The sequence below is a fragment of the Pantoea sp. AG1095 genome (assembly GCF_003208415.1).
Classification (GTDB): Bacteria; Pseudomonadota; Gammaproteobacteria; order Enterobacterales; family Enterobacteriaceae; genus Pantoea; species Pantoea leporis.
This window is the reverse complement of record NZ_QKMJ01000013.1, coordinates 70,403-91,104: the sequence shown is the minus strand read 5'-3', so window position 1 is coordinate 91,104 and position 20,702 is coordinate 70,403. Positions and strand designations below refer to the sequence as shown.

At 54.9% G+C, this 20,702-nt stretch carries 23 protein-coding genes; 9 read left to right on the top strand and 14 right to left on the bottom strand.

Going from position 1 to position 20,702, the window contains the following annotated elements; genetic code table 11:
• Entirely contained in the window at positions 1-864 is an 864-nt protein-coding gene (locus DEU53_RS20595) for a YicC/YloC family endoribonuclease (protein ID WP_061720336.1), read from the bottom strand.
• 156 nt (positions 865-1,020) lie between these two features.
• Here DEU53_RS20595 and DEU53_RS20590 point away from each other — a divergent pair, with 156 nt between their 5' ends.
• Complete coding sequence (locus tag DEU53_RS20590) at positions 1,021-1,464, top strand: DUF3574 domain-containing protein (RefSeq protein ID WP_110868218.1); 444 nt, start codon at positions 1,021-1,023, stop codon at positions 1,462-1,464.
• Positions 1,465-1,494: 30 nt separating this feature from the next.
• On the opposite strand, the gene DEU53_RS20585 is transcribed toward DEU53_RS20590, so the two are convergent.
• Positions 1,495-2,679, bottom strand: coding sequence for a NupC/NupG family nucleoside CNT transporter (locus DEU53_RS20585; protein WP_110868217.1), 1,185 nt, complete (start codon positions 2,677-2,679; stop codon positions 1,495-1,497).
• Positions 2,680-2,823: 144 nt separating this feature from the next.
• Between DEU53_RS20585 and rph the strand changes: the two genes are divergently transcribed.
• Positions 2,824-3,540: a ribonuclease PH gene (gene rph / locus DEU53_RS20580; protein ID WP_101760691.1), complete on the top strand. Its 717-nt coding sequence runs from the start codon at positions 2,824-2,826 to the stop codon at positions 3,538-3,540.
• A 49-nt stretch (positions 3,541-3,589) separates the two neighbouring features.
• Positions 3,590-4,231, top strand: a complete 642-nt coding sequence (gene pyrE / locus DEU53_RS20575; protein WP_008109749.1) for an orotate phosphoribosyltransferase — start codon at positions 3,590-3,592, stop codon at positions 4,229-4,231.
• Positions 4,232-4,272: 41 nt separating this feature from the next.
• Here the strand turns inward: pyrE and slmA are convergent, their stop codons facing one another.
• The 3 genes from slmA to coaBC form a co-directional block, all read right to left on the bottom strand.
• Positions 4,273-4,869, bottom strand: coding sequence for a nucleoid occlusion factor SlmA (slmA, locus tag DEU53_RS20570; protein WP_110868216.1), 597 nt, complete (start codon positions 4,867-4,869; stop codon positions 4,273-4,275).
• A gap of 116 nt (positions 4,870-4,985) precedes the next feature.
• Positions 4,986-5,444 carry a dUTP diphosphatase gene (gene dut / locus DEU53_RS20565; RefSeq protein WP_167391166.1) on the bottom strand — a complete coding sequence of 153 codons (459 nt, stop codon included), beginning with the start codon at positions 5,442-5,444 and terminating at the stop codon, positions 4,986-4,988.
• Positions 5,422-6,642 (bottom strand): bifunctional phosphopantothenoylcysteine decarboxylase/phosphopantothenate--cysteine ligase CoaBC, encoded by a 1,221-nt coding sequence (gene coaBC, locus DEU53_RS20560; RefSeq protein ID WP_110868215.1) that lies wholly within the window; start codon positions 6,640-6,642, stop codon positions 5,422-5,424. Before coaBC ends, dut begins: the two co-directional genes overlap by 23 nt.
• Before the next feature lie 185 nt (positions 6,643-6,827).
• Between coaBC and radC the strand changes: the two genes are divergently transcribed.
• From radC to mutM, 4 genes are all read left to right on the top strand, one after another.
• The gene (gene radC, locus DEU53_RS20555) at positions 6,828-7,484 is read left to right on the top strand and encodes a DNA repair protein RadC (protein WP_101760688.1); all 657 of its coding nucleotides are present in this window, start codon (positions 6,828-6,830) and stop codon (positions 7,482-7,484) included.
• 243 nt (positions 7,485-7,727) lie between these two features.
• Positions 7,728-7,964, top strand: a complete 237-nt coding sequence (rpmB, locus tag DEU53_RS20550) for a 50S ribosomal protein L28 (RefSeq protein ID WP_007885297.1) — start codon at positions 7,728-7,730, stop codon at positions 7,962-7,964.
• 11 nt (positions 7,965-7,975) lie between these two features.
• Positions 7,976-8,143 (top strand): 50S ribosomal protein L33, encoded by a 168-nt coding sequence (gene rpmG, locus DEU53_RS20545; RefSeq protein ID WP_001051798.1) that lies wholly within the window; start codon positions 7,976-7,978, stop codon positions 8,141-8,143.
• Positions 8,144-8,212: 69 nt separating this feature from the next.
• Positions 8,213-9,022 carry a bifunctional DNA-formamidopyrimidine glycosylase/DNA-(apurinic or apyrimidinic site) lyase gene (gene mutM, locus DEU53_RS20540; RefSeq protein ID WP_110868214.1) on the top strand — a complete coding sequence of 270 codons (810 nt, stop codon included), beginning with the start codon at positions 8,213-8,215 and terminating at the stop codon, positions 9,020-9,022.
• A 1-nt stretch (position 9,023) separates the two neighbouring features.
• On the opposite strand, the gene coaD is transcribed toward mutM, so the two are convergent.
• The 6 genes from coaD to DEU53_RS20510 form a co-directional block, all read right to left on the bottom strand.
• On the bottom strand, positions 9,024-9,509 hold the full coding sequence (gene coaD, locus DEU53_RS20535; protein WP_110868213.1) for a pantetheine-phosphate adenylyltransferase: 486 nt from the start codon (positions 9,507-9,509) through the stop codon (positions 9,024-9,026).
• A complete protein-coding gene (locus tag DEU53_RS20530) occupies positions 9,506-10,282 on the bottom strand; it encodes a glycosyltransferase family 2 protein (protein WP_101760685.1) in 777 nt (258 codons plus the stop codon). The genes coaD and DEU53_RS20530 overlap by 4 nt, the downstream gene beginning before the upstream one ends.
• Positions 10,283-10,285: 3 nt before the next feature.
• Entirely contained in the window at positions 10,286-11,560 is a 1,275-nt protein-coding gene (gene waaA / locus DEU53_RS20525) for a lipid IV(A) 3-deoxy-D-manno-octulosonic acid transferase (protein ID WP_101760684.1), read from the bottom strand.
• 85 nt (positions 11,561-11,645) lie between these two features.
• Positions 11,646-12,779, bottom strand: coding sequence for a glycosyltransferase family 4 protein (locus DEU53_RS20520; protein WP_110868212.1), 1,134 nt, complete (start codon positions 12,777-12,779; stop codon positions 11,646-11,648).
• Complete coding sequence (rfaQ, locus tag DEU53_RS20515; RefSeq protein WP_110868211.1) at positions 12,772-13,848, bottom strand: putative lipopolysaccharide heptosyltransferase III; 1,077 nt, start codon at positions 13,846-13,848, stop codon at positions 12,772-12,774. The genes DEU53_RS20520 and rfaQ overlap by 8 nt, the downstream gene beginning before the upstream one ends.
• 73 nt (positions 13,849-13,921) lie before the next feature.
• Complete coding sequence (locus DEU53_RS20510) at positions 13,922-14,911, bottom strand: glycosyltransferase (RefSeq protein ID WP_110868210.1); 990 nt, start codon at positions 14,909-14,911, stop codon at positions 13,922-13,924.
• Between the two features lie 166 nt (positions 14,912-15,077).
• Between DEU53_RS20510 and DEU53_RS20505 the strand changes: the two genes are divergently transcribed.
• Positions 15,078-16,109 carry a glycosyltransferase family 9 protein gene (locus tag DEU53_RS20505; RefSeq protein WP_110868209.1) on the top strand — a complete coding sequence of 344 codons (1,032 nt, stop codon included), beginning with the start codon at positions 15,078-15,080 and terminating at the stop codon, positions 16,107-16,109.
• Here the strand turns inward: DEU53_RS20505 and DEU53_RS20500 are convergent.
• Positions 16,090-17,055: a polysaccharide deacetylase family protein gene (locus DEU53_RS20500; RefSeq protein ID WP_110868208.1), complete on the bottom strand. Its 966-nt coding sequence runs from the start codon at positions 17,053-17,055 to the stop codon at positions 16,090-16,092. The genes DEU53_RS20505 and DEU53_RS20500 overlap by 20 nt on opposite strands.
• 205 nt (positions 17,056-17,260) lie before the next feature.
• Between DEU53_RS20500 and DEU53_RS20495 the strand changes: the two genes are divergently transcribed.
• A complete protein-coding gene (locus DEU53_RS20495; protein ID WP_110868207.1) occupies positions 17,261-18,343 on the top strand; it encodes a glycosyltransferase in 1,083 nt (360 codons plus the stop codon).
• Between the two features lie 35 nt (positions 18,344-18,378).
• On the opposite strand, the gene tdh is transcribed toward DEU53_RS20495, so the two are convergent.
• Entirely contained in the window at positions 18,379-19,407 is a 1,029-nt protein-coding gene (gene tdh / locus DEU53_RS20490) for an L-threonine 3-dehydrogenase (protein ID WP_110868206.1), read from the bottom strand.
• Positions 19,404-20,612: a glycine C-acetyltransferase gene (locus DEU53_RS20485; RefSeq protein WP_110868205.1), complete on the bottom strand. Its 1,209-nt coding sequence runs from the start codon at positions 20,610-20,612 to the stop codon at positions 19,404-19,406. Before DEU53_RS20485 ends, tdh begins: the two co-directional genes overlap by 4 nt.
• Positions 20,613-20,702 lie beyond the last annotated feature (90 nt).

The following is a 20,702-nucleotide window of genomic DNA, read 5'->3' as shown; positions in this document are numbered from 1 at the left end:
TCACTCGATGTTCTGAATCTGTTCACGCATCTGTTCAATCAACACTTTCAGCTCAATCGCTGATGTCGTGATCTCGGCATTAATTGATTTCGAAGCCAGCGTATTCGACTCGCGGTTGAACTCCTGCATCATAAAGTCGAGGCGGCGGCCAACGGCTTCTTTCTTTTTCAGGATGTTGTAGGTTTCTTTAACGTGCGCATCCAGGCGATCCAGCTCTTCAGACACATCGGTGCGCTGCGCCATCATCACCAGCTCTTGCTCCAGGCGATTATTTTCCAGCTGCACTTCGGCTTCTTCCAGCTTGGTGACCAGACGCTCGCGCTGCCATTTAATCACTTCTGGCATCTGCGCGCGCACTTTGCTGACTTCGTGCGATACGCCTTCCAGACGCTGTTCAATCATCGCTTTCAGCGCGGTGCCTTCGCTTTCACGCGCTTCGATAAAGTCATCTAACGCGCCATCCAGCGCCACCAGCAGTTCGGCGTTGATGGCATCGAGATCCTGCTCTTGCGCAGACATCACGCCCGGCCAGCGCAGAATATCCAGCGGATTAATCGCGCCTTCATCACTCTGCATCTTCACCCAATTGGCGGCCTGCACCAGTTGTTTGGCCAGTGATTCATTCAGCTGCAGTTCGCCTTGTGCGCTGGCATCGGCGTCATAACGCAGGTTGCATTCGATTTTACCGCGCGTCAGGCGATTACGGATGCGCTCGCGGATGACCGGCTCCAGGCCACGAAATTGCTCCGGCAGACGGATATAGGTTTCCAGATAGCGCTGGTTAACCGAACGGATTTCCCAGGCGGCGCTGCCCCAGTGGCCTTTGGCTTCGCGGCGGGCGTAAGCGGTCATACTGCGGATCATAATCGTCTTCTCTTTTTCAGAAATGTTGGGTGAAGTATAGCGAGGCAGCCTCGACGCTAACAGGCATAAGCGCACTTAAGCGTGAATAACAAAAAATTACCTCTTTTACCGACAGACACTTATGCTTAGCGCTGGTTCGCTTAAAAGGATGAAGTGATGTTCCGCTCTCTGGCTCTTCCTGCTTTATTAACCTTACTGCTCGCTGGCTGTCAGGCTCCGTCGACGAAAATGCATCAGATCCCGCCCAACACCGCGCCAGTTGCGGTATGCGGTTCTGGTGACGTGATGATGCAAACTACGTTGTGGTTTGGCATGAATAAACCGAAAGGTGGCATCGTCAGCAGCAGCGAATGGCAGCAGTTTGTCGATAACGATGTGACGCCGCGTTTCAAAGACGGTTTATCGGTATATGACGCCAAAGGTCAGTGGCTGGGCGAGAACGGTAAGCTGGCGCGGGAAAACAGCAAAGCGTTGATGCTGATTCACACTCCGGATGTGGCGAGTTCTGACAGCATCAATAAGCTTCGTGACGTTTATAAACAGCGTTTCGAGCAGGAATCGGTGATGCGGGTTGATTCGCTGGTGTGCGTGGCGTTTTAAAAATGGCGGCCATGCAGCCGCCATGCGTTATCAGATAAACAGCCCGGCGAACGCGGCCGAGAGCAAGCTCACCAGCGTGGAACCATACACCAGCTTCCAGCCAAAACGGGAAACCACATTGCCCTGTTTCTCGTTCAGGCCTTTAATCGCACCGGCAACGATGCCGATTGAGGCGAAGTTAGCGAACGACACCAGGAACACTGACAGAATCCCCAGTCCGCGTGGCGTCATTTCAGCCGCCACTTTCTTCAGCTCGATCATCGCGACAAATTCATTCGCTACCAGTTTGGTGGCCATAATACTCGCCGCTTGCAAAGCATCGGCGGAGGGAATGCCAACCAGCCACGCAAATGGATAGAAAACGTAGCCAAGCAGCTGCTGGAAGCTGTAGCCAAATACCGCAGAAAACAGCGCATTGATTGCTGCAATCAGCGCGATAAAGCCAATCAGCATCGCCATGATGATCATCGCCACTTTAAAGCCGGCGAGAATGTATTCGCCCAGCATCTCAAAGAAGCTCTGATCTTCATGCAGCTTATCCAGCGCAATCTGCTCTTCGTTTTCCGGGCGGGTGGGATTAATGATCGACAGGATAATAAAGGTGCTGAACATATTAAGCAGCAGCGCCGCAACCACATATTTGGCATCAATCATCGACATATACGCGCCAACAATCGACAGCGAAACCGTCGACATCGCCGTCGCCGCCATGGTGTACATGCGTGGCGCGGAAATATCGGCGAGAATGCCTTTATAGGCAATGAAGTTTTCCGACTGGCCGAGAATCAAGGTGCTGACGGCGTTAAACGATTCCAGCTTGCCCATGCCATTCACTTTTGACAACAGAGTGCCTACGGCGCGAATCAGCAGCGGCAGAATGCGCCAGTGCTGCAAAATGCCGATCAGTGCGGAAATAAACACAATCGGGCAGAGCACGCCGAGGAAAATAAAGGCTAATCCCTGATCTGCCATATTGCCGAAGACAAAGTTGGTTCCTTGCGCGGCGTAGGTTAATAAGGTTTCAAAGAAGCCGCCCACCGCAGTGACCACCGATTGTCCGCCCGCCGAGTGCAGGAAGAACCAGCCCAGCGCGGCTTCGACAACCAGCAGCTGAATAATAAAGCGGGGACGAATGCGTTTGCGGTCGTGGCTGACCAACAGCGCAAGGGCAAATATCACCACCAGCGCCAGCAGGAAATGGAGTATCGCGATCATCATTTATCTTTTTAAGGGAGGAAACGCGCATTTAGCCACAGCCACCAGAGAATTTCATCCAGGATTGTGGCGATCGCGGGCGGGACAGCCGCAGCTGAAGTCCGTATAATGCGCAGCCAAACCTAAGCAAGCCGGAGAGAAACCATGCGTCCAGCAGGCCGTAGTGCATCTGAAACACGTCCCGTCACACTCACTCGTCACTACACCAAACATGCAGAAGGCTCTGTGCTCGTTGAATTCGGCGAAACCAAAGTGCTGTGCACCGCAACCGTCGAAGAGAGCGTGCCGCGTTTCCTCAAAGGCAAAGGTCAAGGCTGGATCACCGCGGAATACGGCATGCTGCCGCGTTCGACCCACAGCCGCATGGCGCGTGAAGCCGCCAAAGGCAAACAGGGCGGACGTACGCTGGAGATTCAACGTCTGATCGCCCGTTCACTGCGTGCAGCAGTGGATTTGCAAGCGCTAGGCGAATTCACCATCACGCTGGATTGCGACGTGATTCAGGCCGATGGCGGTACGCGTACTGCATCCATTACCGGTGCCTGCGTGGCGCTGGCCGATGCGTTGAATGCGCTGGTGGCGGCGGGCAAGCTGAAAGCCAGCCCGCTGAAAGGCATGGTGGCGGCGATTTCTGTGGGCATCGTCGGCGGTGAAGCGCTGTGCGATCTGGAGTATGTGGAAGATTCCGCCGCAGAAACTGACATGAACGTGGTGATGACCGAAGACGGCCGCATGATTGAAGTGCAGGGCACCGCAGAAGGTGAGCCCTTCAGCCACGACGAGTTACTGCAGCTGCTGGCGCTGGCGCGAGGCGGCATTGAGCAGTTGATTCAGGCGCAGAAAGCGGCGCTAACTAATTGATGTAACAGGCGACCATAGAGTCGCCTTTTCTTTATTTGAGGAGTGAGAAATGAAAGCCTGGCAGCGTCAGTTTATTGAATTCGCCCTGAACAAAGGGGTGCTGAAGTTTGGTGAGTTCACCCTGAAATCGGGACGTAAAAGCCCCTATTTCTTCAATGCCGGTCTGTTTAATACCGGTCGCGATTTGGCGCTGTTAGGCCGTTTCTACGCGCAGGCGCTCGTTGATGGCGGCGTTGATTTCGATCTGCTGTTTGGCCCGGCGTACAAAGGCATCCCAATTGCCACCACTACCGCGGTGGCGCTGGCCGATCATCATGAACGTGACGTGCCTTACTGCTTCAACCGCAAAGAAGCCAAAGATCACGGCGAAGGCGGTTTGCTGGTGGGCAGCCCGCTGCAAGGCAAAGTGATGCTGGTGGATGATGTGATCACTGCCGGTACCGCGATTCGTGAATCAATGGATATCATCAGTGCACATAACGCGACATTGGCGGGCGTGTTGATTTCGCTGGATCGTCAGGAACGCGGTCGCAGCGATATTTCGGCGATTCAGGAAGTGGAACGTGACTATAAGTGCAAAGTCACGGCGATTATTACCCTGGCTGAGCTGATTGATTACCTGGAAGAGAAGCCGGAGATGGCTGACCATCTGGCGAAAGTGCGCGCGTATCGTAAAGAGTACGGGATTTAATTATTCGGTAATGAGGTCGGCATTTATGCCGACCTGGTCTTTTAAACCAACTGTGCAGCCATCAGCGGCCAGCGGCTATCGAAATCCACGGTCGGACGAAACCGAAACTCCGAGCGCACATAGCGCGACAACAGCCCTTCACAAAACGCCAGTAACTGGCTCGCCAGCAGCGTTTCGTCGTTCTGGAAACCTTCACCATCACGCATTTTCTTCTCGCGCATCACCTGACGCAGCTGCACTTCAATACGCTCAAACAGCTGATTAATACGCCCTTGCAGGCGATCCTGTTCAAACATCAGCGCGTGGCCGGTCAAAATACGCGTCAGCCCCGGATTACGCTCACCAAATCCCAGAATCAGCTGCACGATTAAACGCAGGCGCGTCAGCGTCTCTTTTTCATCTTTCAGGATCAGATTGATGCGGGTAATCAGACTGTCTTCAATAAACTCGATCAGGCTGTCAAACATGCGCGTTTTGCTGGGAAAGTGGCGATAAAGCGCCGCTTCCGACACGCCGACATTAGCGGCCAGCTTCGCGGTGGTGATGCGCTGACTGCCATCGCCCGACTCCAGCATTTGCGCCAGCGCCTGCAAAATCTCTTCGCGACGATTCCGTTTCGCGACTTTTTTTTCTGCCATGACCTTCAACACCCCTGAAATTCACCAAAAACAGGCAATACTGCCTCATCTGCCACAGACATAGCGGCCTGTGGCGACAAGAAATAAAAAGATGGCTAAGCGAAAAGTGTCGCGTATTACTGGCGGCCTGAGTGACCGAAGCCGCCTGCGCCGCGGTCGCTGGTGTCAAAATCTTCCACCAGGTTAAATTCGGCCTGCACGACCGGCACGAAGACCAGCTGTGCTAAACGGTCGCCTGGCTGCAGCGTGAAGCTGTCCTGGCCGCGGTTCCACACGGAAACCATCAGTTGGCCCTGATAATCGGAGTCGATTAAACCAACCAGATTACCCAGCACGATGCCATGTTTATGGCCAAGACCGGAGCGCGGCAGAATCACGGCGGCAAGAGCAGGATCGGCAATGTGAATCGCCAAACCGGTGGGAACCAGCGTGGTCATGCCTGGTGTGATTTCCAGCGCATCATCCAGGCAGGCGCGTAAATCGAGGCCTGCGGAACCAGAGGTTGCATAAGTCGGCAGCGGGAATTCGTTGCCCACGCGTGCATCAAGAATTTTAACGTCGATTTTTTTCATCATAACGGCTGACAATCTCGTCTATTAATTGTTGGCCAAGGAGCGTCTTATCACTGAGCGGTAAGACTTTTTCTCCTTCCTGCCAAAAAAGGTGAAGAGCATTGGTGTCGCTATTGAAGCCCTGACCCGCCTGCGCCACATCGTTGGCACAAATCAGATCCAGGTTTTTTCGCACCCGTTTTTGCCGCGCGTATTCTTCCACATTCTGGGTTTCGGCAGCAAATCCCACAACATAAGGGCGATTTTCCTGCAGCGCCGCGACGCCCGCGACAATATCGGGGTTCTTCACCAACTGCAGCGTGACGCTATCGTCGCCACCCTGCTTTTTGATTTTCTCTGCGGCAATGTTAGCCGCCCGGTAGTCTGCCACGGCTGCGCTGGCAATGAAAATATGTTGTTGCTGGATTTGCGCCATCACCGCCGCTTCCATCTCCAGCGCGCTGTCGACGTCCACGCGTTGCACGCCAACTGGCGTTGGCAGCGCCACCGGGCCGGTAACTAATGTCACCTTCGCACCGCGTTTGGCCGCAGCCGCAGCAATCGCAAAGCCCATCTTGCCCGAGCTGTGATTGCTGATATAACGCACCGGATCCAGCGCTTCGCGGGTTGGACCGGCGGTGATCATAATGCTGAGATGTTGCAGATCGTTGACGGGCGCAGCCCATTCAAGCGCGTGCGCCACAATCGCCAGCGGATCGAGCATGCGGCCGGGACCCACATCGCCGCACGCCTGGCTGCCGCTGTCGGGGCCCCAGATCAGCATGCCGCGCTGCTGCAGACGCTGCAGGTTATCTTGCGTGATCGGCGCGCGGTACATCTGCTGATTCATGGCCGGGACGATGGCAACCGGCGCTGCGCTTGCCAGGCTCGCGGTAGTGACCAAATCATTCGCCATGCCGGCAGTGACGCGGGCAATCAGATCGGCGGTAGCCGGCGCCAGCACAATTAAATCGGCCCATTTCGCCAGTTCAATATGGCCCATCGCCGCTTCGGCTGCCGGGTCGAGCAAATCATCAAATACCGGATAACCGGAAACCGCCTGCAGGCTCAGCGGAGTAATAAAGGCCCTGGCCGCTTCGGTCATCATTACGCGCACATCAGCACCGCGATCGCGCAGCCGACGCACCAGCTCCGGCGCTTTGTATGCAGCAATGCCGCCGCTCACGCCCAGCAGAATTTTCTTTCCAGCTAATCCCGTCATGTTGTTCGCCTCAAAGCAAATTGCCGCGTCAGGGGCGGCAGATGCAGGCAACTTTATCACAAAATCCACAGTGCGCCTTTTCACTGCCTGCGGCCTTTGCGAGCTGGCTCTGAAATCGTTCAGCGCGTGCTGGCGCTGACGGTGGCTGACGCGCAGAATCGCCGCATTGCAGGGAGGAGATGGTCATGACGGAACTTGCACCACGGGAAAAACTGATGTTAATGGGCGCTGAAGTGTTGAGTGATGCTGAGCTGCTGGCGATTTTTTTGCGTACCGGCATCAGCGGCACCAGCGTGCTGCTGTTGGCGCATCAGATGTTGAACGAGTTTGGTTCGCTCTATCGCATTATGACGGCCAGCAAAGAGGAACTCGGGCAGATTAAAGGCGTGGGTAGTGCCAAAATGACGCAGCTGTATGCCATCGCCGAGCTGGGAAGGCGATTTTTTGCCAGCCAGCTGGCGCGGGAAAACGTGATGGAGAATCCGCAGGTGACACGCCATTACCTGCAAAGCGTGCTGGCGCATCAGGAGCGCGAAGTGTTTATGGCGCTGTTCCTCGATAATCAGCACCGCGTGTTGCAGGCGCAGAAGATGTTTTCCGGCTCGATTGCCAGCGTGGAAGTTCACCCGCGCGAAATCGTGCGCGAAGCGCTGAAACTTAACGCGGCGGCGGTGATTCTGGCGCACAATCATCCGTCGGGAATCGCTGAACCCAGTCGCGCCGACCGCGATATTACCGGAAAAGTCGGGCAAGCGTGCGCGCTGCTCAATATCCGTTTACTTGATCATTTGGTGATCGGTCACGGCGAGTTTACCTCTTTCGCCGAGCGCGGTTGGTTGTAATTCATCGATTCAACTGAACAGAAATAGGGCATTTTTGCGCGATCCAGAGGGATCTTTATCTGTTCGGGACTTGAGCACTCGGGCTGAGCGGCGTATACTACGCCACCTTTGAGAATCTCGGGTTTGGCGTTTGGGCCAGCTTAGCGGGTTCACATGGAACTCGCCTGGGCGGGCTAAGGCCTGACGAGGCGGCCAAAACCTAGTTTTTAAAGCTCGAGCTGATTTGATTTTTGGAGAATAGAAATGTCACGAGTCTGCCAGGTAACTGGAAAGCGTCCGGTAACGGGTAACAACCGTTCCCACGCAATGAACGCGACGAAACGCCGTTTCCTGCCGAACCTGCACTCTCACCGTTTCTGGGTTGAGAGCGAAAAGCGCTTCGTTACTCTGCGTGTATCTGCTAAAGGTATGCGTGTTATTGATAAAAAGGGCATCGATACGGTTCTGACCGAAATCCGCGCCCGTGGTGAGAAGTACTAAGGAACTGAATCATGGCTAAAGGTATTCGTGAGAAGATCAAGCTGGTTTCCTCTGCTGGTACAGGTCACTTCTATACCACCACGAAGAACAAACGTACTAAACCAGAGAAATTAGAACTGAAAAAGTTCGATCCGGTTGTACGTCAGCACGTGATCTACAAAGAAGCTAAAATTAAGTAATTTTAGTGTTCTGTGAAAAACCCGGCTTCGGCCGGGTTTTTTGTTTCTGCGATTCGTTGAGGAGATGAGATGCCTGAATTACCTGAGGTAGAAACCAGTCGTCGCGGTATCGAACCCCACATGGTGGGTGCCACGATTCTGCATGCGGTGGTGCGCAATTCACGTTTGCGCTGGCCGGTCTCGCATGAAATCCACGCGCTGAGCGACCAACCCGTATTGAGCGTGCAGCGTCGCGCTAAATATCTGCTGCTCGAACTACCGCATGGCTGGATCATCATTCACCTCGGCATGTCCGGCAGTCTGCGCGTGCTACCCGGCGAACAACCGGCCGCCAAACATGACCATGTCGATTTAGTGATGAGCAACGGCAAAGTGTTGCGCTACACCGATCCACGTCGCTTTGGCGCCTGGCTGTGGAGCAATGACCTCGCAGGCAGCAGCGTGCTGGCCCATCTCGGTCCGGAACCGCTCAGCAGCGAATTTGATGGTGCCTATCTGTTTGAAAAGTCACGCGGCAAACGCACCGTGATTAAACAGTGGCTGATGGATAACAAAGTGGTGGTGGGCGTCGGAAACATCTACGCCAGCGAATCGCTGTTTACTGCCGGGATCTTGCCCGATCGTTCGGCAATGAGTTTGAGTCAGGAAGAGGTCGAGCTGCTGGTTAACACCATCAAAGCGGTGTTGTTACGCTCGATTGAGCAGGGCGGCACCACGCTGCGTGATTTCCTGCAAACGGACGGTAAACCCGGCTACTTCGCGCAGCAGTTGCAGGTTTATGGCCGCGCCGGCGAACCTTGCCGTGCCTGCGGTACGCCGATTGTCAGCGGCAAACATGGTCAGCGCAGCACCTTCTGGTGTCCACGCTGCCAGCACTGAGTTAAGGCTGTGCCAGTCGCGCCAGTAACGCCTTATGCACAACGGCAGGCAGAAATGCCTGCACGTCACCGGCATGGCGCGCGACTTCTTTGACCAGCGAAGAAGAGACGAACGAGAAACCCTCTGACGGCATCAGAAACACGCTCTCCAGCGTGGGCAACAGATGACGATTCATCTGCGCCAGCTGCAGCTCATATTCGAAATCCGAAACCGCACGCAATCCACGCACCAGCACATTGGCATTCTGCGCCTGAGCAAAGTTCGCCATCAGGTCGCTAAACCCGATCACCTCGACATTCGGCAGATGTGCCGTCACCTGACGCGCCATATCCACGCGCTCATCGAGACTAAACAGCGGCTTTTTACTCGGGCTGGCGGCAATCGCCACGACGATGCGGTCAAACATCTTCGCTGCACGCGTCACAATATCCAGATGACCCAACGTGAAGGGATCAAAGGTGCCGGGATAAATCGCTTTCGTACTCATACGCGACCTTGTGTTGAGGTGTGATGCAGCGCCCAGAGCGCCGAGTATTTGTTGAAAGTGTACTGCGCATTAACCACCGCCAGAATCCAGCCCTGTTTACCATCGAGAAAACCCGCACGCAGCAGCAGGGTTTTAACAAATGCGCCGAGCGTGTGGCTAAAGATCGAGAACAAGCCGCAGCGTTTGCCGCGCTGGAAACGCTCATTTGCCCAGGCTTCGGCATAGTTCATCTGCTTACGCTGAAACGCCATCAGGTCACGACAGGTGAGATGTTGCAGATCGCCCGCCAGCTTCACTACCGGCGCACCCTGCGTCTCCAGTGATTCATGCACCAGATTGTCGTTGTAATTGAACTTGCGCGGATAGAGGCGCATAACGCGATCGGGATACCAGCCGCTGTGGCGCATAAAGCGGCCGAGAAACAGGTTGCTGCGACCGAGGCTGTAAACGTTGTCCGAGGCGGGCTGTGCGAGAACCTGCTCGATAGCGCGACGCAATTCGGGTGTAACGCGCTCGTCGGCATCGATCATCAAAATCATCTCGCCTTGCGCATGGGCCTGCGCGCGCTGGCGCTGCTTGCCAAATCCCTGCCAGCCTTCAGCCTGGAAAACCTGCGCGCCCTGTTCGCGAGCGACCTGCATCGTGTTGTCGCTGCTGCCGGAATCGAGCACCACAATCTCATCTGCCCAACTGACAGAAGCCAGCGCCTCCGGCAGCAGTTCAGCTTCGTTTTTGGCGATCATCACCACGGAGAGACGTTGGCGTTGCGACATGAATTAGTGAGCTCGCGGCGGTAAGTGAGGTTCGAGTAACTGTAGCAGACGCTGTAATGCGCCCTGATTTTGATGCAGCACTTCCACAGCATGACGGCCGTAATAGCGGCGATAATCGTCATCCTGCAGCAGGTTAGCGACTTCTTTCTGCAGCGATACCACGTCAGTAACGGTAATCAGCCCTTCGGCCTGCTGCAGCTTGGCGCAGATATCTTTGAAGTTCCAGATGTGCGGGCCCATCAGCACCGGAATAGCATGCGCGGCCGGCTCCAGCGGATTGTGGCCGCCGCGCTCAACCAGGCTGCCGCCAACAAAGGCGAGGTCGGCGATGCCGTACAGCATCATCAGTTCGCCCATGGTGTCGCCAATCACCACTTGCGTGGAGCTTGATGGAATTTCGCCGCTGCTACGCAGGATAAAGCTGAAGCCGCGTTTTTGTGTCAGATCGCAGGCATCTTTGAAACGTTCCGGATGGCGCGGCACCAAAATCAGCAGCAGATCGGGGAACTGCTGCAGTAGACGTCGATGCGCATCGAGCACAATTGCCTCTTCGCCTTCGTGAGTGCTGGTGGCGATCCACACCGGACGACGCGACGCCCACTGACGACGCAGCGTGACCGCTTTTGCCGCCAGCTCTGGCGTTACGGAGATATCAAACTTGAGGCTGCCGGTAACGGTGAGATGCGAACGTTTCAGGCCAAGGCTGAGGAAACGGTCGCCATCTTCGGCGTTTTGCGCGGCAATCAGCGTGATGCGCTGCAGCAGGTCGCGCATAAAGCCGCCGAGCTTTTTGTAGCCTTTGGCCGAGCGCTCAGACAGGCGCGCGTTGGCAATCACCAGCGGAATCTTGCGCTGATGCAGAATACGGATAATGTTTGGCCACAGCTCGGTTTCCATGATGATCACCAGTCGCGGATCGACGGTATCGAGGAAACGGTTAATCGAACCAGGCAGATCGTAGGGCAGGTAAACATGGTGCACATCCTTGCCAAACGCGGACTGCGCACGTTCGGAGCCGGTTGGCGTCATGGTGGTGACGGTAATCGGCAGCGTTGGATAGCGGTGGCGCAACGCGCGCACCAGAGGCACTGCCGCCAGCGTCTCGCCGACGGAAACCGAGTGCAGCACAATGCCATGTGGCAGCACTTTTCCGCTGCAATAGCCGTAGCGTTCTGCCCAGCGTTTACGATAGGCCGGTGCTTTTCGACCGCGCAGCCACAGGCGCAACCAGATTAGTGGCTGAATCAGGTAGAGCAAGGCTGTGTATAGAGTCGTCATAGTTACCGTTACGACAGAATCGCGTCAAAAAACAGATGAAAGGCGGCATGTTATCAGAAATTAACCGCCTGCTCATACCACTTCGTCAGCTGGTCTGCAGCACTTGCTGATACAGTGAGGTCAGCGCTTGCGCCAGCCGCTGCGGACCATAAGGTTCAATTCTGCGACGTGCGGCTTCGCCCATGGCAGAATTGTGCGTAAGCGCCGGTGTTGCCAGTACGGCTTCGTTTAACGCGTTGATATCTAATGCATCGCAGACAAAACCTTCCTGACCCGCAGTGATAAACTCTGCGCCGCCGCAGCCGGTGCTGGTGATCACCGCCAGGCCGCAAGCCATTGCTTCCAGCACCACATTTGGGAAGGGATCATAAAGCGTGGGCAGCAGCAGCGCATCGGCTGCATGGTAGAACGGTTGCACATCCTGCTGCACGCCGACGAAGCGTAAGCGATCAAGGCAATTGAGCTGGTTTGCCAGCTGCTGATAGCGCGACAGCTGCTTATCCTGGCCGACCACCACCAGATAGCGATCGCTTTTCGCCACCGCTTCAATCGCCGCTTTTAAGCCTTTGCGCTCAAAGCCCGAACCCACGTAAATCATCACCGTGGCATCTTGCGGCAGTTTGAGCTGCTGACGTGCCGCATGACGCAGCGCTTCGCTAGCTGGCTGGAAGCGTTGGCTATCAATGGCGTTGTGAATCACATGGATCTTGCTGGCATCAAGAGAGAAGTGACGCAAAATATCCTGCTTCACCATCTCTGAATTACAGATCACCGCTTTCAACGATGGCGCGTTGAACATGTCGGCTTCTGCCTGTAACACATAACGATGATAAGGACTGAGGCGGGCGCTTAAGCGCTGCCACGGCGACACGATGCGCGCGCGCTGCTCCAGCCAGATGCGATGCACGCCATCACCCGCACGAAAGATATCGCAACCGGCGATGCGTTCGTGGCTTTGCACAATATCGAACTTTTCGCGTTCCCAGCATTCACGCGCGGCACGCGCAAAACCGCGCTCGCGCGAGATGCGACCGAATTTCGCTGGATTGCAGATGTGCAGATGCCAGGCCGGATTCGGCGTGCCCTGCCAGCTGCGAGTGATGATATTGAGATCGAGCTGCTCACCGTCCAGCGCTTCCAGCGCACGCGAGATAAAGCGTTCGGCGCCGCCGTCTGGGCGGTATTTCTGCCGGACAATCGCCAGGCGTAACTTACTCATGCAAAAAACTCCGGGCGGCAGCCACCACATCCTCAACGGGAATGGCAGAAAGATAGCGCTGTTGCGTGTTGGTATCGATGTCGTCTGGCGAGGGTAGCGGGCCATAATCACCGGCCCAAATCACGCGATTGTGATCGCCCCACGGACGCCAGTGTTGCAGCTTGGTGGGTCCAAACAGCGCAAGACACGGCGTTTCCAGCGCGGCGGCCATGTGCATCGGCGCAGAATCTACGCCGATAAACAGCTGTGCCGCATCAATCAGCGCCGCCAGCTGCGGCAAGGATAATTCTCCCGCCAGCGACACCACGTTGTGGCTGCGACACAGCGATTGAATATTGGCGATCATTGCCATTTCTTTCTGGTCCGGCGCCGCCGTGAGTACCACGGTGCGGCCTTCGGCAGCGAGCGCATCAATTAGCTGTGCGACTTTTTCATCTTCCCAGCATTTGAACAGCCAGCGTGAAGTGGGTTGCAGCACAACAAACGGCATTTTCACCGCATGATGAGCCAGTACATCCTGCACTTTTTGTTGATCGGCTGTGCTGAAATGCATCGAGGCTTTTGCGCCGGCGGCGCTGATGCCCAGCGGCTTGAGCGCGGCCATATTCTGTTCAACCGTATGCAGCTGATGATGATCTTCCGTACTGACCAGATGGTTGTGCATCCAGCGCCATAAGGCGTTATCACGTTTGCGGAAGGCAAAACCGATACGCACCGGCGCGCCAGAGAATCCGGTAATGATGGCGCTGCGCCACTGATCGGCGAGGTTAATCACCAGGTCATAATGGCACGCGCGCACCGCGGAAAGCAGGGCCATTTCATGCCGGAATTTCTGCCAGCCGCCTTCCTTCTTCCAGTTGCGATCAATGATGTGCAACTGGCGAATGGCCGGGTGCGCCTCCAGCATTGGACAGGTTTCTTTGTAGAGCAGAACGTCGATGTTCGCCTGAGGATAGCGTTGGCGCAGCGCGTTTATCGCGGGCGTGGTCAGCAGCATGTCGCCGTGATGACGCAGCTTGATCAGCAGAATATTTTTCGGTGCAAATTGGTCTGGAATCGGGCTTGCCATACTCAAATGATCTCAGAATTCAGTCAGCTGATTGTAAGGCAAACCCCAAAGGCGTGAAAGCCGGACGCGGCGCTTATTTCTTGCGCCAGCGGTAAATCCGGCTTAGCCATAGCAGCAGTTGATACCATTGCTTTATACCGCGCGCGTTACGCAGCATGCGCCGGTGAGTTTGCGTAGCGAACAAATCGGCAATCATCGCCTGACGTGCGCTCTCTTCGGGTTCGCGTCGGATACAGTGGCAGACGCTGAGCGCCTCATGCGTAATCTGGTAGTGAAATGCCGGGTAGATTTTTACCTTATGACGGTAGCGTGCATTGAGCTCTTCCAGCACCTGCGCGATTCTCAGGTAGTGACGCTGATATTCCACATTACGCTGGCCGGTGCGCTTACGGTTGCTGATGGAAGCATCATGCATGTAGTAGCAATACAACACTTTATCGGTGTAACGCACACGTTGTGCGTTGAGCATGAACTCGGTGGTCCATGGAATGTCCTGATGATGCAGGCCGGGTTCAAAGTAGAGTTTGAGCTGTTCGATCAACTCTCGGCGGTAAATGCCCAGCCAAACCACATGCATGTAGCGATGCGTTTGCAGCGCCTTATTAAGCCACTCAGGGCCGCTCAGTACCTCGGTGCTGGTGAGGCGATCGAGCGGAATCAGCGGTTTTACTTGCTGGCTGGCTTTGAAAAACCATTCCGCGTTGCACTGTGCGGCATCCAGATTGTCGCGCTCCGCCATCTCAACCAGCGTTTGATACATCGCGGCATCCATGGTGTCGTCAGCATCCGGAAACGAAACGTACTTACCGCGCGCCACCGCTAAGCCCGCATTGCGCGCGCGCGATACGCCGCCATTGGTCTGATGGATAACGCGAACATGGGGATGCTGCTGCGCATAAGCATCAGCACGCTCCCCCGAACCGTCAGTGGAACCATCGTCGACAATGATAATTTCCAGTGAGGTGAGAGTTTGAGCCAGTAGCGAATTCATAAACGTCTCAAACATCACACCAGCGTTGAACAGGGGCGTGATGACCGAGAGCAAAGGGATAGTTTGCGACATTGTTCATCTAATAATTTACAAATTTATTACATCAATTATTAGTAGGGAATTCAGAACTTTTTGCACATTAATGGTCAAAAGCCTTTTGTTCCCTGGTTTTCCGCATTTTTTTTTGAGTTTGTCTTAGTGGATAAGCGAGACAACGCTCCTCAATCTGGGCATCAGCATGAAAAATATTCTCGTGATTAGGCGCGATAACATTGGCGACATGGTGTGTACCACCCCGCTACTGGAAGGATTAAAACGGGCCTTTCCCGAGGCAAAACTTACCTTGTTAGTAAACAAAGTTGCTGAGGATGTGGTGAGCCATAATCCGCATGTTGATCGCCTGTATGTTTACAAGAAAGCTAAGCACCGCGCTAAAAACGAAACCACGCTAGGTGTCTATTGGCAGCGAATAAAGGTCATGCTGGCGCTGCGTAAAACGCGCTTTGATGCGACCATTCTGGCGAATCCTGTGCCGTGTAAATACAGTCTGCGATTGGCGAAAATGGCCGGTGCAGGGAATGTGATTGGCGCGGCTCAGAATGACGCACAGCTTGATCATCCGTTCCAGAAAAGTGATTTCCACGGCGAGCATCAGGTTGAACACACCTACTCTTATCTCTCTGCGCTAACCAGCACGCCGCCTGCTATACCCGCTGTGAATCTCTATCTCTCCACCAGCGAACGTGAAGCAGCTGGCAAACGCATCAGCGCTTTGTTCCCCTCATTGGGCAAGGTTTATGGCGTGCACATCAGTAGTCGCAGCCCAAAGCGCCGCTGGCCGGCGGAATCCTATGCGGCTTTTATCAATAAGCTGCTGGAAGATGAGCAGGCGCGCGTGCTGGTATTCTGGTCGCCGCAGGGAACGCTCGATCTCAATGATAAAGGCGATGCAGCACGCACCGATGAGCTGATGCAGTTGGTCAATTCGCCGCGGGTGGCGCGCTATCCCACCGCATCTGTGCGCGAACTGGTGGCGGGTTTTGATCGCTGTGAGCAGATTCTGTGTAGCGATGGCGGGCAGATGCATCTTGCCGCCGGGCTGCACAAAAAGCAGGTGGTGTTTTTTGGTGATACCAATGCCAGCCAGTGGCATCCGTGGTCAGGGGAATATCGGATCATGCAGACCGCTTCAGGCGAATGTCAGGATGTCTCGCCAGAAGCAGTATGGGAAGCATGGCAACAACTCAGCGTTAAGCCTGTTGCAGTTTGAAGTTGTCGTGATACTCCGACAGTGTTTGTCCGACGAAGCGGGGGGCTAACCAGCTAAACAACGCTTCTAAATCTTCGTACAGTCGCTCGATATCCTGTTGGTTTTTGAACGTTGGACTGCCGTCAGGCATAAATTCTGAGCTGTGCAGCATAAACTCGGCGTAATCCTGGCCTTCGGCCAGCGACATTTCAACCACGCGTTTCATGTCAGCCAGATTCCCGCCTGATGGACGTAACCAATAAACGGCAGGACTCTTTTGTTTGCCGCGTAAGCGGTACAGACCCTGTTTGACCGTATTCATCAGCGGTGAATACTTGTATTGAATGCTCATGGGGATTTCGAGCAGCGAGGAGCGACCGCTGCGTGAGATGTCGTCAGGATCGATAAAATAAGGTTTATGCGGGAAGTGAGTGTAGTTCGTGCCGCCTTTCCCCTGCGGCGCACCACGGGTGAAGGCCCAGTTAACGCGCGGTGTGACGGAGCAGTCTACCTTATAGCCCAGTTCAGTTAAGATCGCCGCATAGCGCTCATCAAAAGCCCAGCGTCCGGCACGATGGCTGAGCATTTTTGTCTGGAACTTCTCCTCCAGCAGATCAGTCATATAAGCAACTTTATCCCGCAGTACTGCATCGGGATATTCAATCAGAAAAGGTTGCCAGCGCCAGTCATCATCGGTGAGTGGCGCTTCCGGTGGGCTGTTCCAGGCGTGAAGATGCATGCCGATTTCGCCCTGCTTGCGTGCAATCACATCTTTGCCGAATTCGACAAAAGCAGGATCCGTTGCCATTTCATAGTTGGTTAGCCAGGTAGGTTTAAAACCATAGCGCTCACATAAAGCCTGAAAGCGTGGCAAATAGCCGGTATTTTCAGTGGTGATGGAGCGATGATTGCGCCAAAGGTTGTCGCCTTCGGTGTCTATGGTAATAAGGAAAGCATGCCGGGTCATGTTTGCCGCCTGAGGCCAATAAAATCGCAATGTTACGCTGTGCTTTTCAGTGACGCAAAACTAATTGCTGCGGATGCTTAGAGCGAAAATAGCGCCGTGAAAAATCGGATTTGCTAGCAGACTGCGTTAAGATTCACGCGGCAATATTTAGTCAAACAGAGTTTTAAAATCAGACAGGTGGAGCATTTTGTCAAAGCGCATACTGATGGTGATTGATGGTTTACCGGGCGGTGGAGCCGAAAAAGTCGTGCTGACGTTGGTGACCGGTATGCTTGAGTTGGGACATCGGGTGTCGCTGTTTTCGCTGCGCAAAGTATGCGATTACCCTTTGCCTGACGGCGTTGATTATCAGGTCATCCAGGATACGAATCGTCAGCCCTGGCGCAAGCTGACCGAATTAACGCGTCGCGCCAGATTGCTGGATGACGCTGTTCTGCGGGCGGAGCAGATCGCCGGTAAGTACGATTTAGTGGTATCTCATTTACACAAAACCGATCGTATTGTGCGCCGTTGTCGGACGCTCTTGCCTCGTAAAACCTGGTTTTGTCTACACGGTGTATTCTCCGCCTCCTATCTGGGCCATCGTGCGGGACTATCGCGCTGGTTAAAAGCACGCAAAATTCACCGTGTCTATCAGGCACGCAACGTGATTGGCGTCTCTGCTGCGGTGGTGGAAGACCTAAAGACTGCTTTTGCGGTTACGCCGGCGCGCGAGGCCGTGATTGGTAATCCGTTCGATATCGAAGATATTAAGCAACGTGCAGCCGAGCCGGCTGATGTGCCGCCGCAGGGATTTCTGGTGCATGTGGGGCGATTTCACGAAACCAAACGTCATGATCGCTTGTTGCAAGCCTATGCACTGAGCAACATACCGCTGCCGCTGGTGTTATTAGGCCAGGGATCACCGCAGCGTAAAGCTGCGCTGCAGACGCTGGCCCAGCAGTTGGGTATTGCGGATCGCGTCATCTTTCAGGGATTTACGCTCAATCCTTATGCGTGGATTAGCCGGGCAACAATGCTGATAGTCAGCTCGGACAGCGAAGGTTTTGGTAATGTCCTGATTGAAGCGATGCTGTGCGGTACGCCGGTGGTGAGTACGCGCTGTCCGGGTGGGCCAGCTTCGTTACTACAAGGCGATTTGGCGCGCGGACTGGCGGATTTAACACCTGAATCAGTGGCAGAAAAGATGCTGGAGATTTATCAGGCTCCGCCTCAGCTCCATGCTGATGAGTTCGCTGCTTTTGATACCAAAGTGATTTGCCAGCGCTATCTGGCGCTGGCTGAATAATCATAAAAGGGAGCATTGCTCCCTTTTATGAGTGCTTAATCCCAGCTCAACACCACTTTGCCGGATCTTCCCGAGCGCATCTCATCAAAGCCCTGCTGGAACTCATCAATGTGATAGCGATGGGTGATGATAGGCGTGAGATCGAGGCCGGACTGAATCAGCGCCGCCATCTTGTACCAGGTTTCGAACATCTCGCGGCCGTAGATGCCTTTGATGAACAAGCCTTTAAAGATCACCTGATTCCAGTCGATGGACATCTCGCCCGGCGGAATGCCCAGCAGCGCGATGCGACCACCGTGGTTCATTACCTCCAGCAAGGTGCGGAACGCCGGTGGCGCACCAGACATCTCCAGACCGACATCAAAACCTTCGGTCATGCCAAGTTCGGCCATCACATCACGCAGATTTTCCTGCGCCACGTTGACGGCGCGCGTTACTCCCATTTTGTGCGCCAGATCGAGGCGATAGTCGTTGACATCGGTGATCACCACATGGCGCGCGCCGACGTGCTTGCACACCGCCGCCGCCATGATGCCAATCGGCCCGGCACCGGAGATCAGCACATCTTCGCCCACCAGATCGAACGACAGCGCAGTGTGCACCGCATTGCCAAAGGGATCGAAAATCGCCGCCAGTTCGTCAGAAATGTTGTCGGGAATTTTGAAGGCATTAAACGCCGGAATCACCAGATATTCGGCAAAGCAGCCCTGACGATTAACGCCAACGCCTACCGTGTTGCGGCACAGATGCGTGCGTCCAGCGCGGCAGTTGCGGCAATGGCCGCAGGTGATGTGGCCTTCACCGGAAACACGATCGCCAACGGCAAAGCCCTTAACTTCCTGGCCCATTCCCACCACTTCACCCACATATTCGTGGCCGGTGATCATCGGCACCGGAATGGTTTTGCGCGACCAGTCATCCCAGTTGTAGATGTGCACGTCGGTACCGCAGATAGCGGTTTTACGAATCTTAATCAGTAGGTCGTTATGGCCGGGTTCAGGTATTGGCGCGTCCTTGACCATCCAAATGCCTTCTTCGGCTTTTAATTTGGCGAGTGCTTTCATTTCCCTGCTCCTGAAATAACGCCCAGCTGTTGACCAATACGGGTGAAGGCCGCCACGGCGTGTTCCAGCTGCGCCTGCGTATGTCCGGCAGAGATCTGCGTGCGGATACGTGCCTGACCTTGCGGTACCACCGGATAGAAGAAGCCTGTGACGTAGATTCCTTCCTGCTGCAACAGGCTGGCAAATTGCTGCGCCACTTTGGCATCGCCCAGCATTACGGGGATGATGGCGTGATCGGCGCCGGCCAGCGTGAAGCCTGCGGCAGTCATCTTCTCGCGGAAGAAGCGGGCATTTTCCCACAGACGCTGGCGCAAACCGTCACCTTCACTCAGCAGCTCCAGCACGCGCAGCGAGGCAGCCACAATCGCAGGCGCCAGCGAGTTGGAGAACAGATACGGACGCGAGCGCTGACGCAGCCACTCAACCACTTCTCTTTTCGCCGCCACGTAGCCGCCCGATGCGCCACCCAGCGCTTTACCCAGCGTGCCGGTCAGAATGTCGACGCGATCCATCACGCCGCAATATTCGTGCGTGCCGCGTCCGGCAGAACCCACAAAGCCCACCGCATGGGAATCATCGACCATCACCAGCGCATCGAACTCATCGGCCAGATCGCAAATGCCCTGCAGATTGGCAATCACGCCATCCATCGAGAACACGCCATCGGTGGCAATCAGGATGTGGCGCGCGCCTTTGTCGCGTGCTTCCTGTAAACGCGCACGCAGCTCACTCATGTCATTATTGGCGTAACGATAGCGCTGCGCTTTACACAAACGCACGCCATCAATGATCGATGCGTGATTAAGGGCATCTGAAATAATCGCGTCTTCGGCGCTGAGCAGCGTTTCAAAAAGGCCGCCGTTGGCATCAAAGCAGGACGAGAACAGAATCGCGTCTTCCATGCCGAGGAACGCGGCCAGCTTGTGTTCCAGCTGCTGGTGGATGTCCTGCGTGCCGCAGATGAAGCGCACCGAGGCCATGCCAAAACCGTGCGTATCCATGCCGTCTTTCGCCGCCTGGATCAATGCCGGATGATTAGCTAAACCCAAATAGTTATTGGCGCAGAAGTTGATGACGGGCGGGCTGTTAGCTACGTTGATTTCTGCCTGCTGCGCCGACGTGATGGTGCGTTCTTGTTTGAACAATCCGTCCTGACGTGTTGTCTCAAGTTGTTGACGAATTTGCGAATAAAACTGACTGGACATGATTATGCTCCTCAGATAGCAAATATTTGGCACATATTACTGATCGAAAAGCGAATCAACGACATTTCAGCCATCAATATCTCGGTTTTG

Excerpts from the sequence above, each read along its gene's own strand:
- DEU53_RS20595 (WP_061720336.1), bottom strand. The coding sequence starts at position 864 with ATGATCCGCAGTATGACCGCTTACGCCCGCCGCGAAGCCAAAGGCCAC.
- DEU53_RS20590 (WP_110868218.1), top strand. The coding sequence starts at position 1,021 with ATGTTCCGCTCTCTGGCTCTTCCTGCTTTATTAACCTTACTGCTCGCT.
- DEU53_RS20585 (WP_110868217.1), bottom strand. The coding sequence starts at position 2,679 with ATGATCGCGATACTCCATTTCCTGCTGGCGCTGGTGGTGATATTTGCC.
- rph (WP_101760691.1), top strand. The coding sequence starts at position 2,824 with ATGCGTCCAGCAGGCCGTAGTGCATCTGAAACACGTCCCGTCACACTC.
- pyrE (WP_008109749.1), top strand. The coding sequence starts at position 3,590 with ATGAAAGCCTGGCAGCGTCAGTTTATTGAATTCGCCCTGAACAAAGGG.
- slmA (WP_110868216.1), bottom strand. The coding sequence starts at position 4,869 with ATGGCAGAAAAAAAAGTCGCGAAACGGAATCGTCGCGAAGAGATTTTG.
- dut (WP_167391166.1), bottom strand. The coding sequence starts at position 5,444 with ATGATGAAAAAAATCGACGTTAAAATTCTTGATGCACGCGTGGGCAAC.
- coaBC (WP_110868215.1), bottom strand. The coding sequence starts at position 6,642 with ATGACGGGATTAGCTGGAAAGAAAATTCTGCTGGGCGTGAGCGGCGGC.
- radC (WP_101760688.1), top strand. The coding sequence starts at position 6,828 with ATGACGGAACTTGCACCACGGGAAAAACTGATGTTAATGGGCGCTGAA.
- rpmB (WP_007885297.1), top strand. The coding sequence starts at position 7,728 with ATGTCACGAGTCTGCCAGGTAACTGGAAAGCGTCCGGTAACGGGTAAC.
- rpmG (WP_001051798.1), top strand. The coding sequence starts at position 7,976 with ATGGCTAAAGGTATTCGTGAGAAGATCAAGCTGGTTTCCTCTGCTGGT.
- mutM (WP_110868214.1), top strand. The coding sequence starts at position 8,213 with ATGCCTGAATTACCTGAGGTAGAAACCAGTCGTCGCGGTATCGAACCC.
- coaD (WP_110868213.1), bottom strand. The coding sequence starts at position 9,509 with ATGAGTACGAAAGCGATTTATCCCGGCACCTTTGATCCCTTCACGTTG.
- DEU53_RS20530 (WP_101760685.1), bottom strand. The coding sequence starts at position 10,282 with ATGTCGCAACGCCAACGTCTCTCCGTGGTGATGATCGCCAAAAACGAA.
- waaA (WP_101760684.1), bottom strand. The coding sequence starts at position 11,560 with ATGACGACTCTATACACAGCCTTGCTCTACCTGATTCAGCCACTAATC.
- DEU53_RS20520 (WP_110868212.1), bottom strand. The coding sequence starts at position 12,779 with ATGAGTAAGTTACGCCTGGCGATTGTCCGGCAGAAATACCGCCCAGAC.
- rfaQ (WP_110868211.1), bottom strand. The coding sequence starts at position 13,848 with ATGGCAAGCCCGATTCCAGACCAATTTGCACCGAAAAATATTCTGCTG.
- DEU53_RS20510 (WP_110868210.1), bottom strand. The coding sequence starts at position 14,911 with ATGTCGCAAACTATCCCTTTGCTCTCGGTCATCACGCCCCTGTTCAAC.
- DEU53_RS20505 (WP_110868209.1), top strand. The coding sequence starts at position 15,078 with ATGAAAAATATTCTCGTGATTAGGCGCGATAACATTGGCGACATGGTG.
- DEU53_RS20500 (WP_110868208.1), bottom strand. The coding sequence starts at position 17,055 with ATGACCCGGCATGCTTTCCTTATTACCATAGACACCGAAGGCGACAAC.
- DEU53_RS20495 (WP_110868207.1), top strand. The coding sequence starts at position 17,261 with ATGGTGATTGATGGTTTACCGGGCGGTGGAGCCGAAAAAGTCGTGCTG.
- tdh (WP_110868206.1), bottom strand. The coding sequence starts at position 19,407 with ATGAAAGCACTCGCCAAATTAAAAGCCGAAGAAGGCATTTGGATGGTC.
- DEU53_RS20485 (WP_110868205.1), bottom strand. The coding sequence starts at position 20,612 with ATGTCCAGTCAGTTTTATTCGCAAATTCGTCAACAACTTGAGACAACA.